This window comes from Vibrio hepatarius, from assembly GCF_043642085.1.
In the GTDB taxonomy this organism is placed as follows: Bacteria; Pseudomonadota; Gammaproteobacteria; order Enterobacterales; family Vibrionaceae; genus Vibrio; species Vibrio hepatarius_C.
The window spans coordinates 465126-479740 of record NZ_JBHZSA010000003.1 but is presented as its reverse complement, the minus strand read 5'-3'; the positions used below and the strand labels follow the sequence as shown (position 1 = coordinate 479740).

Genomic DNA, 14615 nt, shown 5'->3' with positions numbered 1-14615 from the left:
ATCTCAGTTTGTGATCGCCTAAAACAACTAAATTATTGTCCCGTGTAGTCCATCACTTTTTGCGCAGTTCAATCGTAAATAGAGGGTTGTCAGTAATTACTCACTTCTATGATTGATACGGTTTCTATTATGACTGCTTTGCATTTTCTAGCAGCAGTTCATAAAAACACTTGGCAGCAGGACCGGTTTTAGCGCCTTTGGGCAGAGTGATATGCAAAGGTACTTGATACTTGCCATTTTGCTCTACTTTTAACACCGTCAACTGACCACGATTCCTTTGTTCGATAATATGCTCAGGAAGGCGACAAAAGCCAACGCCTTGCTCAACCGCTCTAAACGCATGGTCAAAGTTGTCGACGGTGATGCGTTGATTTGCTTTTAACCAACCGACGTTTTGTTCACGGTAGTCTAAGCTGCTCGCACCAAGATCTCGCACCACAATCTGGCTGAGCGTAGCAAAATCAGCCATGCAAATACTGCTTTGCTGCGCAAGTGGGTGCTCACTAGAAACAACGGGCACCATACTCGTCATCGCAAACGCCTGTGCTGGATAGTTAGTCACTGGTAACGTAATGATCGCAATATCGGCTTGTTCGTTGGTGACCATCTCAGTGGTTTTGCTGAGTGAGGTTTCAACTACTTGAATGGACGTAATGCTGTTACCTTGTAGATATTGCGCCATCGGTTGATACAGCAGGCTCGGATTACATAAGTGATCCATCGCAACGGTGATCTCCGATTCCACACCAGCAGAGATCTGCTTGCTCAGATCCTCTAGTTCTCTGGCTTGATCTAGCATACTGCTCGCCCGGCGAAGTAAAGACTTACCATGCTCAGTGACCACGGCTCGCCTACCCTTCACTTCCACCAGCTTGACGCCTAGCTGCTCTTCAAGCTTTTTAATCGCGTAGATTAACGTGGTATGGCTTTTATTCAGTGCAGCCGCTGCCGCTTGAATACTCCCCGCGCTGTCGACCTCTTGAAGCGTCAACCATTGCTCTAGCGTGCTTTTCAATCTCATCGCCAAACCTGTCAGTTTTTTAGACACATATACGCAATATTATGAACTTTTTTGTTCAATTCATACAGGTAATAATCTCTCCATCGAACAGCAATAGGCGTTCACAACAGACAACGGAGAAGATGAAATGAAACTACTACAAGTCGATTTTGAATATCACGGCCCTATGGGTGAAGAGATGTCTAGCGCACTGGTTGAGCTGGCTGAGTCCATCAACCACGAGCCCGGTGTAGTGTGGAAAATTTGGACAGAAAGCGAATCAGAAAAATTAGGCGGCGGTATCTACCTATTTGAAGATGAAGTGAGTGCAAAAAACTATCTAGAGATGCACGCCGCTAGACTTAAAGCGATGGGAGTATCTGAGGTAAGAGGGATTATCTTCGATGTAAACCAACCACTGACGGAAATCAACCAAGGTCCACTCGGACGTTAAGGAGCGACCATGACCAACAAAGCTTTTTTCACATTGCATGGCAGTATCTACACCGCTTTTGCCTTTGCACTGTTTTTCATTCCGAGCTTGATGTGGCCAATGTACGGCGTAGAAATTAAGGATCAGTACGCTTACTTCTTATCGCAACACACCAGTATCTTTCTCGGTGGCATGGCGGCGATAAGCCTGTTTGTTAGAGATATACATCACTCACAGACAGTAACGCAGTTGCTCAAAGCGCTAATTGTCGCCAACGGGCTCGGCGTGATCATTACCGGGTATGCAGGAATCACCGGGATTTTCGTCGGTTTCGGCTGGAGCGATCCGGCGTTCTTCGCCCTATTGACCTTGCTGAGTTATCGTCAGCTCAAACAACAATGATGTTTTGCGCTTCCTGTTTGAAGCGCAAAATCCCCGCTCGCCTTTCTCAGCCAACCTGAGTAGAATGCGCTCTCTTTTTCAGCTACGAGTAGAGATAGGCAGACGGTTTGCACACACTAGAACAACTTAACAATGGTGAGCTTAAAGGCATTCAACGACTGAAGCTTTCACAGCAGTTAACAGAACTTCCACACGAAATTCTAACTTTAGCCGATTCGTTAGAGATATTAGATGTGTCAGATAACCTGCTGACAGACCTGCCTGAATGGCTAACTGAGTTACCAAAACTTAAGATAGTGTTTGCATCCAACAACCGCTTTACTCGCCTGCCATTGGTTCTAGGCCGCTGTCGCGCATTAGAAATGGTCGGCTTTAAAAGCAACCAAATCGTCCGTGTTGCCGAAGAATCTCTGCCAGAACAGTTACGTTGGCTGATTTTAACCGATAACCAAATTGAAACACTGCCAGAATCACTAGGTCATCGCCCACGTTTACAGAAACTTGCCTTAGCTGGTAACAAGATTAAGGCGCTACCGAAGAGCTTCGCTAACCTAGTGAACCTTGAGCTTGTGCGTTTATCGGCTAACCAACTAGAATTTTTCCCTGAGGTGCTACTGGAGCTGCCTAAACTTGCGTGGATGGCCTTTGCCGGTAATCCTTTCTGTGAACGCTTAACGCACACCAGTTCGGTGCCGTTGGTGTCGTCTGATAGCTACCAACTGAACCAAGTATTGGGTCAAGGCGCATCTGGGGTGATCTCTCATGCAAACTGGACCAATCAAGACTTTGATTTTCCGAGCGAAGTGGCGATTAAAGTCTTTAAAGGCGAAGTGACCAGTGATGGCTATCCACAAGACGAGCTGCAAGCATGTTTGCAAACAGGCCAGCATGCAAACTTAGTCAAATCGATTGGTCAGGTAAATGAAGAGAATTACCTTGCACTGGTGATGGAGCTCATCCCAGCTAATTACTTTAATCTAGGTCTGCCACCGACACTGGAAACCTGTACTCGCGATGTGTTTAAGCCCGACTTTACGCTTTCAGTGAAGCAAATTGAAAAGATCGTCGATCAAATGATGGATGTGTTTAATCACCTGCACACCAATAAGGTCTGTCATGGCGATCTCTACGCGCATAATGTGCTGATCAATGATCAAGGTGAAATGATTTTTGGTGATTTCGGGGCAGCGTCAGTGTATGACTACCTAAGTGAAGCGCAGCAACGTGGTGTACGTAAAGTCGAAGCTCGCGCTCTGTCTCACTTTATTGATGACTTACTGTCGGTTTGCAAGCCAATCGAAACCCAAACAGCGGCATATCAGTCATTACGCAACTTAGCGTTAATTGCAGGATAAGCTTGTTGTGAGCATGGGCGCACACTCATAGCGCTCATGCTTTGTCGTCAATTTCTTGCTGTAGCGCTTCCAACTGGTCGAGAATCGCTAGAAATTTCTCTCCAAATTCGGTGACTTGGTATTCCACTCTTGGCGGCAGTTCGTTAAATACCACTTTATCTAAAATCCCAAACTCAACATTGCGCTTTAGGCATTGATTGAGCACCTTTGTCGACAGCCCCTCAACATTTCGCACCATCTCTCCCGGACGGTTTACCCCAGCAGAAAGCAACTGATATACGGTTAATGACCATTTACACCCATAAATGGCTTCTACCATACGAGCGCTATTTTGCGGCGCCGTTTTTCTTGAAAAAAGTTTTTCGTTGTTATTCATAAAGATGTACCAAAAAGTACCTACCCTACCGATTTGTACTTACTATTCAAACATTTAGATTGCTCTTAATCTTAGCACGTCCCAATCAATCAGGAGCAAGAAAATGAAATACAACAATCAAGGTACTGCACTCATCATTGGTGGCTCAAGTGGCATGGGCTTCGAAACAGCCAAACAACTATTGGAAGACCAGATCCCAGTAATCATCGTTGGCAACAACCAACAAAAGCTGGAAAAGGCACAAACTCTGCTCGCTCCGCTTGGTAAAGTAGAAACGATCCAAGCCAACTTATATGACGCAGACTCGGTTGCTAGCTTGATCAATAACATCGATTCCATGGTTCAGCCTATCAGTTATCTGGTCAATGCTGCAGGTTACTTTAATCCGAAACCCTTTATTGAGCACACTGAGCAAGATTACGACCTATACCATGATCTCAATCGAGCGATATTCAAAATTACCCAAGCGGTAGCAAAAAACATGATTGCGAACCAATTTGGTAGCATTGTGAATATTGGTTCCATGTGGGCGAAACAAGCCATCAAAGCGACACCGTCATCAGCTTACTCGATGGCAAAAGCGGGGTTACATGCGATGACGCAGCATCTAGCAATGGAGTTGGCTGACGACAATATTCGCGTCAATGCTGTCTCTCCAGCGGTTGTGAAAACACCAATCTATGAGGCATTTATCGATCCAAAAGAAGTCGATCAAGCGCTCGATGGATTTAACGACTTCCACCCAATCGGTCGAGTGGGACTCGCTTCCGATGTCGCTAACAGCATTTGCTTCTTACTTTCAGATCAAGCAAGTTGGGTAACAGGAGCCATTTGGGATGTTGACGGCGGCGTGATCGCAGGTCGAAACTAACTTTATACGGTGACGTAAATCGTCACCGTAAGCCGCTTGCTGCTGCCTCCAAATAGACAAAGGAAAAGAATATGCTCAACATGAATTTTGCCGAGCGAGTTGTGATTCGCACCCATGATGAACCTTGGGTGGCGAGCCCTGCCAACGGGGTGTGGCGTAAACCCTTAGAGCGTGAAGAGGCAGAATCAGGCCATACCACCAGCATTGTCCGCTACGATGCAGGCTCACGCTTTAACACTCATCCACACCCTATGGGTGAAGAGATCTTTGTCCTAGAAGGTATCTTCTCCGATGAACATGGTGACTACCCAGCTGGCACTTATATTCGTAACCCTCCGGGCAGTTCACATGCACCATTTAGTGAGCAAGGCTGCGTTATTTTTGTCAAACTCAATCAGTTTGATCAGCGTGATAATGCCTCAATCAGGCTCAATACTGCTGAGCAAGCTTGGTTACCAGGTATCGGTGGCTTGGAAGTGATGCCATTGCACGAATTCGAGCATGAACATGTCGCTTTAGTAAAATGGCCTGCGGGTGAACGTTTTCAACCTCATCGACATTTCGGCGGTGAAGAGATACTGGTGTTATCCGGTCAGTTTGCCGATGAGCACGGCCAGTATCCTAAAGGGAGTTGGATGCGTAGCCCACATATGAGCGAACACTATCCATTTGTCGAGCAAGAAACCATTATTTTAGTTAAGACTGGACACTTGCCCTTAATTCAAAGCGCTTAATCTGCAAGTTCCGATATCGCTTGGCGAAAGATACTTTTTAACGGTTCTAAGTCGAGGTAAACGCCAGCGATATTGGCTTCAACCCATTGCTGCTGAGTAATGACAGGCCAATTCAGATCATAGCCAAGCACAAACATCATCTCTTCAAAGAAAAACCGTTGTACTCGCCCATTCCCCTCTCGGAACGGGTGAATCAAATTCATTTCACAAAACAGTGAGGCGACCTGATTAATCAGCTCATCACGATTTTGTATTAACTTCAATTTAGGGATTAGCTGGAACAGTTTCTCCGCTTCCACTTCGATTCTGGGCACTGTACAGAAACGAGTGTTGCCTTTGGAGATATCAACCTCTCGAATGTCGCCTGCCCATTCAAAAAGGTCTTGGAAAAGGTAGAAATGAAGGTATTTAAAATGAGAAAGGGTAAAATCTTCGATCTTAGTAGCATGACTTTGATAAGTACGATAACGCTCCGCCGTAAAAGCGATTTCCGCCTCTATCAGCTCCTCACCATCACGTAGGTTTAATAAGTTAATTAAAACATCCGTGCCTGCGTAACAGTATTTATCATGAAAGACACCATACTTATCGTGCATATTTCCTTTTCAGTTCTTCAATAGAATGACGTTTGTCTTCTTTGAGTGACATCCCCTCGTACTTAAGGCTCACTTTAAAGTTATCCGCTTTAGGGACGAACGTTTTTTTTGTTCGAGTCACCGATTCAGAAGATGAGTTGGACATGCTTACCTCTGCTTATTAATCTGTCTCAAGTGTAACCCACAATATGAGCCGCTTCTACTTTACGCACAGAGCAGCTCATACCTCAGCGAGGGAGTTATCGCCCGCCCGCTAACTCGATAAAACTACCAGTCACATAAGAAGCCTGATCCGAAAGCAACCACGCGATGGATTGTGCGACTTCTTCAGCGGTCCCGCCACGTTTCAGAGGTAGACTGGAAGCAAGGCGATCAACACGATCTGGCTCTCCCCCATCAGCATGCATTTCTGTATAGATACACCCCGGTCTTACACCGTTTACGCGAATGCCTTGCTCTGCCACTTCTAACGATAAACCTTTGGTTAAGGAATCCATTGCGCCTTTTGAAGCCGCATAGTCGATATATTCAAATGGAGCGCCTAGACGCGACGCTGCCGAAGAAACGTTAACAATGGCACTCTTAGTACCCGATTGGCGAAGAAACGCCTTACAGCACAGAAAGCAGCTCGTCACATTTGCATTCATGACGGTTTGAAAGCGTTCTAGCTCAATATCGCATAATTTGGACTGAGTGAAGAGTATGCCAGCATTATTGACCAAGTGCGTCACCGTGCCATATTTCTCCTGCACAGCCTCAAACAGAGCGGTGACTTGCGCTTCATTCGAGACATCAGCTTGAACAGCAAAAGCTTCACCACCTGCGGTGACAATCTCATCCACCACTTGCGCAGCACGTTGATGCTGACTGAGGTAGTTCACACATACGCAATAACCTTGCGAGGCTAATAATTTAGCTGTCTCAGCGCCGATGCCACGGCTAGCCCCTGTCACAATGACCACTTTTTCCATTCAATGATTCCTTTCTGTTGTTAATCTCGTGCGCTTTACACTGTAAAACGGGTTGGCTCTTTCATTTTGTCGGTACTAGCAATGATACGTTCAACCAATATACTTAAAGCCTTAGGTTGATACTGTCTCTGCTTATAAACGATGTATGCCTCGCGAACACTACGTTGATATTGCGGTAAGACACGTACCATATTCATTCCATCATGAACGTGACGAAACGGCAACGAAGCGACACCCAATCCTTTCTCTACGACGCCACATACTGCAAAAATATCATTTACCACCAGCTTAGGCTTCACCTTAATCACATCAATCAAGGCTTCATCCTGATAGATAGCAAGTTCTGTCGTATGATCGACACTTACCCAATCGAGCTCCACAAGTTGCTCAAGACTTGTAACTTCCCCAACCTTAGAAAGATAATCGGGGCTGGCAAAAAAGCCGTGCCTTGCTTTAAACAATGGCCGTGCGATCATCTCATCCATTTCAGACAAATCGAATGTGATCAACAGATCCCGATCCGTTTGAGGAATAACCTGTTGCTGGCTCAAAATAAGATCCAACGTGACTTTGGGGTAATCGATAAGAAACTGCTCAACGACCTCTCCGATAAAGGCACGGTAAAAGTTATGAGGAATAGCGAGTTTGATCTTCCCTGACACCTCTTGCGTTTCAGTCACCATCTGGCCAAAGCCCATCTCTATCGACTCCATGCCACTACGTAGCGCCTCAAACGCTTCAGATCCATTTTGAGTTGCGACCAGCTCCCTACCTTTTTTCTCTAACAATCGCGTGTTTAAGCGCTGCTCTAAAGCAGATAAGCGGCGAGACATAGTAGAAACGGGAAGGTGTAACTTCTTTGATGCGGCAAGCAATGAGCCCTCTTCCACCACACAGCAAAACAGATAGAGATCATCAATGTTTCCAAATATGGAACTCATGGTTCTAATCCTGGATGTTTTTTTCACTATTGGTTAGTTATATCCTTATTTACAACAAAACAACAGCCGAGGAGGACACATTATGAGCCGCAAACACTTTTGGATTTCCGCTTTCCTTTCATCATTTACCATGGCAGTGATTATGTCTGGTCTAATTTCTGGCTATAAACTTGGTTTCAGCAGTGATTGGCCAGCGATATGGCTAGATAGTTTTCTACTCGCATGGCCAGCAGCGATTGTCTTGAATCTAACGGTATTGCCACAGATTCGTAAGCTCTCCAACTGGCTCGCCGGACCTAACTCTGTTTCTCAGGCATAAAAAAACCGAGCACTAAGGCTCGGTTTTCTAATTTTCAGCTATCAATTATAGCTCAGCGTTGTGATAAACCTGCTGTACGTCATCACAATCATCTAGCATGTCCAAGAACTTCTGGAACTTCTCAGCGTCTTCGCCTGCTACTGGAGTGTGAGTTTGAGGTACGAAAGTAATCTCTTCAACATCCATAGTTAGGTCTGGGTATGCTGTGTTCAGTGCAGTCTTAGTCTTGAAGAACTCAGTGTGAGGAGCGAATACAGTGATCACGCCATCTTCAAGTTCAACGTCAGTCACATCAACGTCGTCCATCATTAGCGTTTCTAGAATTGCTTCATCGTCTTCGCCTTTGAACTGGAATACCGCTTGGTGATCGAACATGTGAGAAACAGCACCTTCAACACCAATCTTCGCGCCACATTTAACAAAACATTGGCGAACATCTTGGAAAGTACGGTTGCCGTTGTCTGTTAGACAGTCAACGATCACGCTTGTACCACCAGGGCCGAAACCTTCGTAGCGCGCTGGTGCGTAGTCTTCACCGCCGCCACCATTTGCTTTATCGATCGCTTTGTCGATAACGTGTGCAGGAACTTGGTCCTTTTTCGCTTTAGTGATCAGGTGCTTAAGCGACAAGTTCATGTCTGGATCACCGCCACCGTTCTTAGCACACATGTAAATTTCTTTACCGTATTTGGAATAAACTTTAATTTTTGCGCCTGCAGTTTTCGCCATTGAGGCTTTGCGCACTTCAAAACTTCTTCCCATCGGGATGTTCTCTCTAATTCAATTTGTTGCGAAGGATTTTAGCAAAACGTGTGAGCTTTTCAATTTCTCACCTTTGCAGAGAAAAGAGACGTATTTAAGCTACGCCCATTACTCGCTTATATTTGTCTACAGACTCTAAAAACAAGGCTTTTTCTGCGTCATCTACAATTTTAGCGGCTTGCTGATCAATCTCGTCAGGCACAGCCTTGGCTTCACGTAATTTCCAAACTAAAAACGAAGCTTGTTTATCAAGTTCAATCTTGTTTTTCTCACTCGCTGGAAGCATAGATAGGTTGATCGACATACAAAAGCTCAAATCTGTAAAAATATGGTTTGGGAATATACCACACCAAAAAGCAAAGTAGAGAGAGAAACCGCGGTTGTGGGACGGAATAGATCAAAAAAATACCAAAAATAAAGGGTGGCATTCCTGTGCCACCCCTAGGTAATCGCTATCGTAAGGCGAGACTAGTGCAATAAGCCCAGCTCTTTTGCTTCTTCGATGCTTAAACCGCTTTCACGAATCTCTCTTAATGCTTCAATACGACGACGAGCTTCAGCAGATTTAACACCCTTTGATGGCGCTTGTGATTCAACTTCTTCCGTGAAGTCCCACTTGCCAGCAATCTTACTCATTTCATCATGGTCAATAGAATTAATGGACATAAATACCTCCGAACAAACCATGCTAGGGACGACTAATCTGTAGCAAAACTCTTCGCCTCTTGTTAAGAATTTTAGTCCGAGAATGTGATTGTGCTAATAGTTCCGAAACTCTTACTGTTTTTTGTATAAATAACTTTTGCGCAGCCTCAATGAGCGAAGTACATTTAAAGGATTACCCGCTAGGAAATGAAGTCGATCCGGCTCTCATTTTTCCACTAAGATGTCTCCCTCTCCTCGCAGCGACTTTCTTGGTTACAGCAAGATTTTTCGAGTGAGTTCACCCTTTTCAACCTTACTTCTTTCCACTCACAAAATAAGCATTAATGATAATCATTCTCTTTTGTATTTTAGGTAAGAGTTATGAGTGAATTTTCAAAGCAACATGCTTTTCATCCAGATCCGATTATTCAAATACGGGATTTGTGCGTCGATTACATTACAGACAAAGGTGACTTTCGCGCCGTCAATTCAGTGAGTTTCGATATCGGCAAAGGCGAAATTTTTGGCCTAGCCGGTGAGTCAGGCTGCGGTAAAAGCACCATCGCTTTTGCAATTAACCGTCTGCATAAGCCGCCAGCGTTTATCTCTGGCGGACAAATTCATTTCGAAGGACAAGATCTGCTGCGTCTGTCGGATAAAGCCATTACCGCTATCCGCTGGAGTGAAATTGCAATGGTGTTCCAAAGTGCCATGAACTCGCTCAATCCAGTGCTTCCAATTCAAGAGCAGTTTGCTGATGTACTTCGTCATCACCGAGGAATGACCGAGCAACAAGCGAAAGATCGCGCTGAAAAGCTCCTCGACTTGGTTAATATCCCTCGCGAACGTTTAACCGAGCACCCACACCAATTTAGTGGCGGGATGCGCCAGCGTTTGGTCATCGCCATCGCGCTGTCATTGAATCCTAAGCTCATTATCATGGATGAGCCTACTACGGCACTTGATGTGGTCGTTCAACGTGAAATCCTGCAACAAATCTACCAACTGCGTGAAGAATTTGGCTTCTCCGTACTGTTCATTACCCACGACTTAGCGTTGATGAGCCAGCTGTGTGACCGCATTGCTATTATGCGAAATGGCGAGATTGTCGAGGTGAATCAGTCGAAAAACATTCGTAATAACCCGCAACACGCCTACACGCAAAAGCTTTGGGCCTCTTTCCCTAATATCCATGAAGCTAAACATCAAACCCAAGGAGCCACGGCATGAGCGAGCCGATCATTCAACTCAACAACGTAGTCAAAGAGTTCAACATTGGCGGTGGTTTCTCTTCAGTCGATACTTTCAAAGCTCTACAAGGGATCACGCTCAATCTGCACAAGGGCCGTACAATGGCGCTGGTGGGTGAATCTGGCTGTGGAAAAAGCACTTGCGCTCGATTGATCACTAAAGTTCACCCAGTGACTTCAGGCGAGATCCTATTCAATGGACGTAATATTAATCAGATCACCAGCCGCAAAGATCTTCAAGAGTATCGCAGTAAAGTTCAGATGGTATTCCAAGACCCGTTTGGTTCGCTCAATCCGACTCACACCATCGCCCATCATCTCACTCGTCCGCTTAAAATCCACAATCAAGTCGCCAGTAACGCCGATATTCCGGCCAAGTTGAAAGAATTGATTGAGCTGGTGGAACTTGCGCCCGATACGCTTGAGAAGTTCCCCCACCAACTGAGTGGCGGTCAAAGACAGCGTGTAAACCTCGCCCGAGCCTTAGCCGTTGGAGCAGAAGTCATCTTAGCCGATGAGCCAACCTCAATGCTGGATGTCTCGATTCGCTTAGGTGTGCTTAACCTGATGCAGCGAATGAAAAAAGAGCTAGGGATTGGCTTTTTGTACATCACCCATGATTTAGCGACCGCCCACTACATCGCAGAGGAAACGGCCGTGATGTACAAAGGACAGATTGTCGAATGGGGAGACACCCAAGCGATCTTAACCGATCCGCAACATCCTTATACTAAGCTTCTGATCTCGGCGGTACCCGATCCTGATCTGCCATTTGGTAACTTAGTCAAAAGTGAACCAAACTATTCAATAGATGCCGATCAGATTCGCGAGCAGAGTGCGATTGTACAAGAAGGATTTGATCAGGTTGGTCCAAACCACTTTGTAAAACATCGGGTTAAAGCAGCATGAGTGAACTGGGTGCGTGGGTAGATCAAATAAGTCAGTGGTACGAAACTCGAAAGCATGATCAAGACAATCAACTGGAATCATTGATCCTGTCGGTGCCTGACAGTGTGTGGGGGCCGGTGATCACTGATATTCAAAGTAAGGCCATCGCCTGCTGGCTAGATGGTTGCCTGCGTATCTTTCATCACGCGCAATATAGTGATCCAGAAAAAGCGTTCCAATATCTGCAGTTAGCCTACAGCAAGCTTCAGCAGGTTGTATCAAAGCCTGCAAGTGAATTAGAGCTAAAAGATTGGTGTATGAAACGCTTACAGCATCTTGCGGTATTGAGCTTAGAGTTTTGTAATCAACAAACGCGCTCAGATTGGCAGCAAGAGTCCCATCAGCTGATTGAAAGCCATGTCCAGTTTATGGCGAGTCACGCATGGAATGAACCTCAAGCACGTGATCTTAGGAACTATGATCAAGGGAATTCATCGCTCCATTAGCCCAAATCCGAACACTAGCACTAGTTACTGAATTTTAGGCAAAAAAAAGCGAGTTCAGAGAACTCGCAAAATATTCAGAATGAATGTAACAATATGAGCCAATCTATCGGGGATAATCCTACCCCCCATTCATCAGAAAGGACAAAAGGTTGTCTATTCGGGATAAATATTATCCAACTCCCCTACCTGCAATGTCAGTGAACTGTCAGGGGAATGTAGTAGCTTTGTCTTGTTGTCCCTAGAGTGTAACAGGGTATTTAACAAGGTAACCAAACACAAAAAAGCCAGCATTTTCACGCTGGCTTTTTCCATCTCAATGATTTTTATCGCTATACCGCGACTTCATCCAGTGCTCGGAATACCGTCTCATCCAAATGGCCTTCAAACACTTGCTTACAGACTTTACGTCGCACCGCTAAGCCCGCAATCAAACGCTCAATCGACAGGTGTTTGTTCTCACTTTGGGCGTTGTAGAGCTCGATCAACTTACTTAATGTTTCGTAAGGAATGACTTGATCACCGACTCTCAAGAAATCAAGCTTGTCTATGAGCTCCAGACACTCTTCTTGAATTGAGCTATGGGAATGCCCTGTCATCGCAGCCAAAGCCGTTATAGAGCGTTCTAGAGCCTCTGAGGAGGTATATTTGGATAGAGTAATGGTAATTTCGTCAGCGTTGATCTCTACCAGGTGTTTACGTTGCTTCACTCGACGGCCTAAATTGCCTTTCGGTGAACGCTCTTTACGCTGTATCGGCTCAAACTCACCATCGATGATCTGAGACATCTCTTCGAGCTGCTTCTTGGAAACCATCTCATTGCGCAATGGGTTTGGCAGAGTTGGTGCCATGTTGCGCTTACCCGCATTGGTGGTTCGTGCTCGTGAGTAACGCAGGACTTCTTCAGCGTCACACTTAATATCGAACTGGTAATCCTTGATCTTTCCATTCTCAACCATGGTCGAGATCGTTAGGTGATAACCCCATAAGTTCACAACAAAAAGATCTTCAGTCCCTTTGTTCTCGGACAGTTTCTTCAGCTCGCGGATCAGATCCATTGAGAAACGACGCCATTCAATGTTGCGCGCCAACTTCTGATTTAACTCGCTCAGTAACATCACATCGCTGTGGCGGCGAGACATGCGGCTACGGAAGTAACTGTACAACTGGAATACCAAGGTGTGCTGCTTCAAAATTTCTGGCGGAAATAGGAAGAAATAATCACGTGTCAGCAGCTCTTCGTAGAACGATGGCTCCCACACTAGGATGTATAGGTTCGGTTTAATGCGTATTTCGCCGTCAGCGCCCTCTGTAGGCGCTTCTTCCGACGCAGTGATGGTACGGGCCAAAAATCTAAAACGATCGCTCTTGAAGCCTTCTGGCATGTTCTCGCTTAACCAACGCCCTGTTAACTCATGCAACTGGAAATCGGTAAACTCGATACGGTCGATACTATCGCGAATTGAATCGCGAGCAGGGCCACTGTCTTTCTTGCCACGCAATGAAAGAATATCCGTGATGTAGAGCGGGGTTTTATTCGGTACATGCGTTCCATCGAGCTGGTATTGATGCTGGTGGTGCTCATGGTATTGCACGGTAAGCGTAAACAGCGCAAACAGTGTCATCAGATCATCCACTGTCATAATGCTCTTGGAAGATCGTGTCTCGATCACTGCGCGTGTACCTGAGATCGACACCATACTTTTTTGATAACTCTTACGCGTACGTGGCGGCGCCAATGCTTGATCGATAATGCCCGCCCAGTTAGTCGGAGAAACGACAAACTGATCTGCTTCATCACGCATAGCTGGTGGCGTATTCAAACCGTATTCGTTAAGCAGGCGTTTGTTGACTTGTGTCTGTGCCAACGCTTTTGAGCGTTTTTGCTTAGCGTTTTGCTTAACAGTCTCAGTAACTAAGCTCGTGGCTCCTAATACTGAAATAAGCTGATTTGGGTTAACGAAGCGGTGCAGCATGGTTTTGCCCGCTAGCCCTTCTTCAAAGCGAACTGGGACTTGTTGAAATAATCCAATATTTACCGCGGCACGCAGACGTTGTTGGATAGCAGCACGAGTTACTTGGCCGTCAGTGGCGTCAATAAGCTCTGTGGTAGAAACTAAACCATCTTTGCTGCTAAAGCCTCGAAGTGAGATTAAATTAAGAAGTTCAACGATACTTTTCGTAACGCCTTTGAAGTGTTGGTACTGTTCAATCCAGTTGACCGCCATTTCAGAAACTTCAAATAAGTGTCCATCTTTGTGGCTTCTTGGCGCTTTGATCAGCAGTTTTTCGTCTGAGCTCATTATTAGATCCGTGTCACACTAGCCGTAATATCGCTATAGTTCCGAAAGAATAAAGAAAAAAAGATCATAAATAAAGAAAAAATTATTGCTTTTAAATAACTGATCTTTTTGATTAATCTGATCTTTATTGATTATATGATCTATTGATCAGGGCGAGAAAATGCTTGTAAGGTACTGTTTATAAAGAACTATTTTTTTAAAGCTTGGAAAGCATGATCATGGTTGAAGCGAAAGCATGATCAATAAACCATTGAAAGCATGATCAA

The 14615-nt window shown here is 45.3% G+C and carries 18 protein-coding genes; 9 read left to right on the top strand and 9 right to left on the bottom strand.

What is annotated here, in order from left to right:
* Positions 1-127: 127 nt before the first annotated feature.
* Positions 128-1021, bottom strand: coding sequence for a LysR family transcriptional regulator (locus ACHUFZ_RS08320; RefSeq protein WP_394126751.1), 894 nt, complete (start codon positions 1019-1021; stop codon positions 128-130).
* A gap of 127 nt (positions 1022-1148) precedes the next feature.
* Between ACHUFZ_RS08320 and ACHUFZ_RS08315 the strand changes: the two genes are divergently transcribed.
* The 3 genes from ACHUFZ_RS08315 to ACHUFZ_RS08305 all read left to right on the top strand — a co-directional run bounded on the left by ACHUFZ_RS08315 (position 1149) and on the right by ACHUFZ_RS08305 (position 3190).
* A complete protein-coding gene (locus tag ACHUFZ_RS08315) occupies positions 1149-1454 on the top strand; it encodes a monooxygenase (RefSeq protein WP_394126750.1) in 306 nt (101 codons plus the stop codon).
* Between the two features lie 9 nt (positions 1455-1463).
* Complete coding sequence (locus tag ACHUFZ_RS08310; RefSeq protein ID WP_394126749.1) at positions 1464-1835, top strand: hypothetical protein; 372 nt, start codon at positions 1464-1466, stop codon at positions 1833-1835.
* A 107-nt stretch (positions 1836-1942) separates the two neighbouring features.
* Positions 1943-3190 carry a leucine-rich repeat-containing protein kinase family protein gene (locus ACHUFZ_RS08305; RefSeq protein ID WP_394126748.1) on the top strand — a complete coding sequence of 416 codons (1248 nt, stop codon included), beginning with the start codon at positions 1943-1945 and terminating at the stop codon, positions 3188-3190.
* Between the two features lie 34 nt (positions 3191-3224).
* Here the strand turns inward: ACHUFZ_RS08305 and ACHUFZ_RS08300 are convergent, their stop codons facing one another.
* Positions 3225-3566: a winged helix-turn-helix transcriptional regulator gene (locus ACHUFZ_RS08300; RefSeq protein WP_394126747.1), complete on the bottom strand. Its 342-nt coding sequence runs from the start codon at positions 3564-3566 to the stop codon at positions 3225-3227.
* Positions 3567-3669: 103 nt separating this feature from the next.
* On the opposite strand from ACHUFZ_RS08300, the gene ACHUFZ_RS08295 reads away from it, so the two are divergent.
* On the top strand, positions 3670-4437 hold the full coding sequence (locus tag ACHUFZ_RS08295; protein WP_394126746.1) for an SDR family NAD(P)-dependent oxidoreductase: 768 nt from the start codon (positions 3670-3672) through the stop codon (positions 4435-4437).
* A 71-nt stretch (positions 4438-4508) separates the two neighbouring features.
* Positions 4509-5171 (top strand): cupin domain-containing protein, encoded by a 663-nt coding sequence (locus tag ACHUFZ_RS08290; protein WP_394126745.1) that lies wholly within the window; start codon positions 4509-4511, stop codon positions 5169-5171.
* Here ACHUFZ_RS08290 and ACHUFZ_RS08285 read toward each other — a convergent pair.
* The 3 genes from ACHUFZ_RS08285 to ACHUFZ_RS08275 form a co-directional block, all read right to left on the bottom strand.
* On the bottom strand, positions 5168-5767 hold the full coding sequence (locus tag ACHUFZ_RS08285; protein WP_394126744.1) for a Fic/DOC family protein: 600 nt from the start codon (positions 5765-5767) through the stop codon (positions 5168-5170). The genes ACHUFZ_RS08290 and ACHUFZ_RS08285 overlap by 4 nt on opposite strands.
* A 239-nt stretch (positions 5768-6006) precedes the next feature.
* Positions 6007-6738: an SDR family oxidoreductase gene (locus ACHUFZ_RS08280; RefSeq protein WP_394126743.1), complete on the bottom strand. Its 732-nt coding sequence runs from the start codon at positions 6736-6738 to the stop codon at positions 6007-6009.
* A gap of 35 nt (positions 6739-6773) precedes the next feature.
* Positions 6774-7679: a LysR family transcriptional regulator gene (locus tag ACHUFZ_RS08275; protein WP_394126742.1), complete on the bottom strand. Its 906-nt coding sequence runs from the start codon at positions 7677-7679 to the stop codon at positions 6774-6776.
* An 82-nt stretch (positions 7680-7761) separates the two neighbouring features.
* Here ACHUFZ_RS08275 and ACHUFZ_RS08270 point away from each other — a divergent pair, with 82 nt between their 5' ends.
* Positions 7762-7998 (top strand): DUF2798 domain-containing protein, encoded by a 237-nt coding sequence (locus ACHUFZ_RS08270; protein ID WP_134834935.1) that lies wholly within the window; start codon positions 7762-7764, stop codon positions 7996-7998.
* A gap of 45 nt (positions 7999-8043) precedes the next feature.
* On the opposite strand, the gene ACHUFZ_RS08265 is transcribed toward ACHUFZ_RS08270, so the two are convergent.
* The 3 genes from ACHUFZ_RS08265 to ACHUFZ_RS08255 all read right to left on the bottom strand — a co-directional run bounded on the left by ACHUFZ_RS08265 (position 8044) and on the right by ACHUFZ_RS08255 (position 9426).
* Positions 8044-8760: a YebC/PmpR family DNA-binding transcriptional regulator gene (locus tag ACHUFZ_RS08265; protein ID WP_053439337.1), complete on the bottom strand. Its 717-nt coding sequence runs from the start codon at positions 8758-8760 to the stop codon at positions 8044-8046.
* 94 nt (positions 8761-8854) lie between these two features.
* Positions 8855-9064 (bottom strand): DUF3283 family protein, encoded by a 210-nt coding sequence (locus ACHUFZ_RS08260; protein ID WP_134834936.1) that lies wholly within the window; start codon positions 9062-9064, stop codon positions 8855-8857.
* Between the two features lie 164 nt (positions 9065-9228).
* Entirely contained in the window at positions 9229-9426 is a 198-nt protein-coding gene (locus ACHUFZ_RS08255) for a PA3496 family putative envelope integrity protein (protein WP_394126741.1), read from the bottom strand.
* 360 nt (positions 9427-9786) lie between these two features.
* On the opposite strand from ACHUFZ_RS08255, the gene ACHUFZ_RS08250 reads away from it, so the two are divergent.
* From ACHUFZ_RS08250 to ACHUFZ_RS08240, 3 genes are read left to right on the top strand one after another with little or no spacing between them, the layout of a single operon-like run.
* Positions 9787-10635, top strand: a complete 849-nt coding sequence (locus tag ACHUFZ_RS08250; protein WP_394126740.1) for an ABC transporter ATP-binding protein — start codon at positions 9787-9789, stop codon at positions 10633-10635.
* Complete coding sequence (locus ACHUFZ_RS08245; protein ID WP_394126739.1) at positions 10632-11564, top strand: ABC transporter ATP-binding protein; 933 nt, start codon at positions 10632-10634, stop codon at positions 11562-11564. Before ACHUFZ_RS08250 ends, ACHUFZ_RS08245 begins: the two co-directional genes overlap by 4 nt.
* Positions 11561-12049: a transcriptional regulator gene (locus ACHUFZ_RS08240; protein ID WP_394126738.1), complete on the top strand. Its 489-nt coding sequence runs from the start codon at positions 11561-11563 to the stop codon at positions 12047-12049. Before ACHUFZ_RS08245 ends, ACHUFZ_RS08240 begins: the two co-directional genes overlap by 4 nt.
* A 329-nt stretch (positions 12050-12378) precedes the next feature.
* On the opposite strand, the gene ACHUFZ_RS08235 is transcribed toward ACHUFZ_RS08240, so the two are convergent.
* Positions 12379-14349 (bottom strand): replication initiator protein RctB domain-containing protein, encoded by a 1971-nt coding sequence (locus ACHUFZ_RS08235; RefSeq protein WP_053439343.1) that lies wholly within the window; start codon positions 14347-14349, stop codon positions 12379-12381.
* Between the last annotated feature and the right edge of the window lie 266 nt (positions 14350-14615).

Bases quoted from the DNA above. Each gene is read 5' to 3' on its own strand.
- ACHUFZ_RS08320 (WP_394126751.1), bottom strand. From the start codon at position 1,021: ATGAGATTGAAAAGCACGCTAGAGCAATGGTTGACGCTTCAAGAGGTC.
- ACHUFZ_RS08315 (WP_394126750.1), top strand. From the start codon at position 1,149: ATGAAACTACTACAAGTCGATTTTGAATATCACGGCCCTATGGGTGAA.
- ACHUFZ_RS08310 (WP_394126749.1), top strand. From the start codon at position 1,464: ATGACCAACAAAGCTTTTTTCACATTGCATGGCAGTATCTACACCGCT.
- ACHUFZ_RS08300 (WP_394126747.1), bottom strand. From the start codon at position 3,566: ATGAATAACAACGAAAAACTTTTTTCAAGAAAAACGGCGCCGCAAAAT.
- ACHUFZ_RS08295 (WP_394126746.1), top strand. From the start codon at position 3,670: ATGAAATACAACAATCAAGGTACTGCACTCATCATTGGTGGCTCAAGT.
- ACHUFZ_RS08290 (WP_394126745.1), top strand. From the start codon at position 4,509: ATGCTCAACATGAATTTTGCCGAGCGAGTTGTGATTCGCACCCATGAT.
- ACHUFZ_RS08285 (WP_394126744.1), bottom strand. From the start codon at position 5,767: ATGCACGATAAGTATGGTGTCTTTCATGATAAATACTGTTACGCAGGC.
- ACHUFZ_RS08280 (WP_394126743.1), bottom strand. From the start codon at position 6,738: ATGGAAAAAGTGGTCATTGTGACAGGGGCTAGCCGTGGCATCGGCGCT.
- ACHUFZ_RS08275 (WP_394126742.1), bottom strand. From the start codon at position 7,679: ATGAGTTCCATATTTGGAAACATTGATGATCTCTATCTGTTTTGCTGT.
- ACHUFZ_RS08270 (WP_134834935.1), top strand. From the start codon at position 7,762: ATGAGCCGCAAACACTTTTGGATTTCCGCTTTCCTTTCATCATTTACC.
- ACHUFZ_RS08265 (WP_053439337.1), bottom strand. From the start codon at position 8,760: ATGGGAAGAAGTTTTGAAGTGCGCAAAGCCTCAATGGCGAAAACTGCA.
- ACHUFZ_RS08260 (WP_134834936.1), bottom strand. From the start codon at position 9,064: ATGTCGATCAACCTATCTATGCTTCCAGCGAGTGAGAAAAACAAGATT.
- ACHUFZ_RS08255 (WP_394126741.1), bottom strand. From the start codon at position 9,426: ATGTCCATTAATTCTATTGACCATGATGAAATGAGTAAGATTGCTGGC.
- ACHUFZ_RS08250 (WP_394126740.1), top strand. From the start codon at position 9,787: ATGAGTGAATTTTCAAAGCAACATGCTTTTCATCCAGATCCGATTATT.
- ACHUFZ_RS08245 (WP_394126739.1), top strand. From the start codon at position 10,632: ATGAGCGAGCCGATCATTCAACTCAACAACGTAGTCAAAGAGTTCAAC.
- ACHUFZ_RS08240 (WP_394126738.1), top strand. From the start codon at position 11,561: ATGAGTGAACTGGGTGCGTGGGTAGATCAAATAAGTCAGTGGTACGAA.
- ACHUFZ_RS08235 (WP_053439343.1), bottom strand. From the start codon at position 14,349: ATGAGCTCAGACGAAAAACTGCTGATCAAAGCGCCAAGAAGCCACAAA.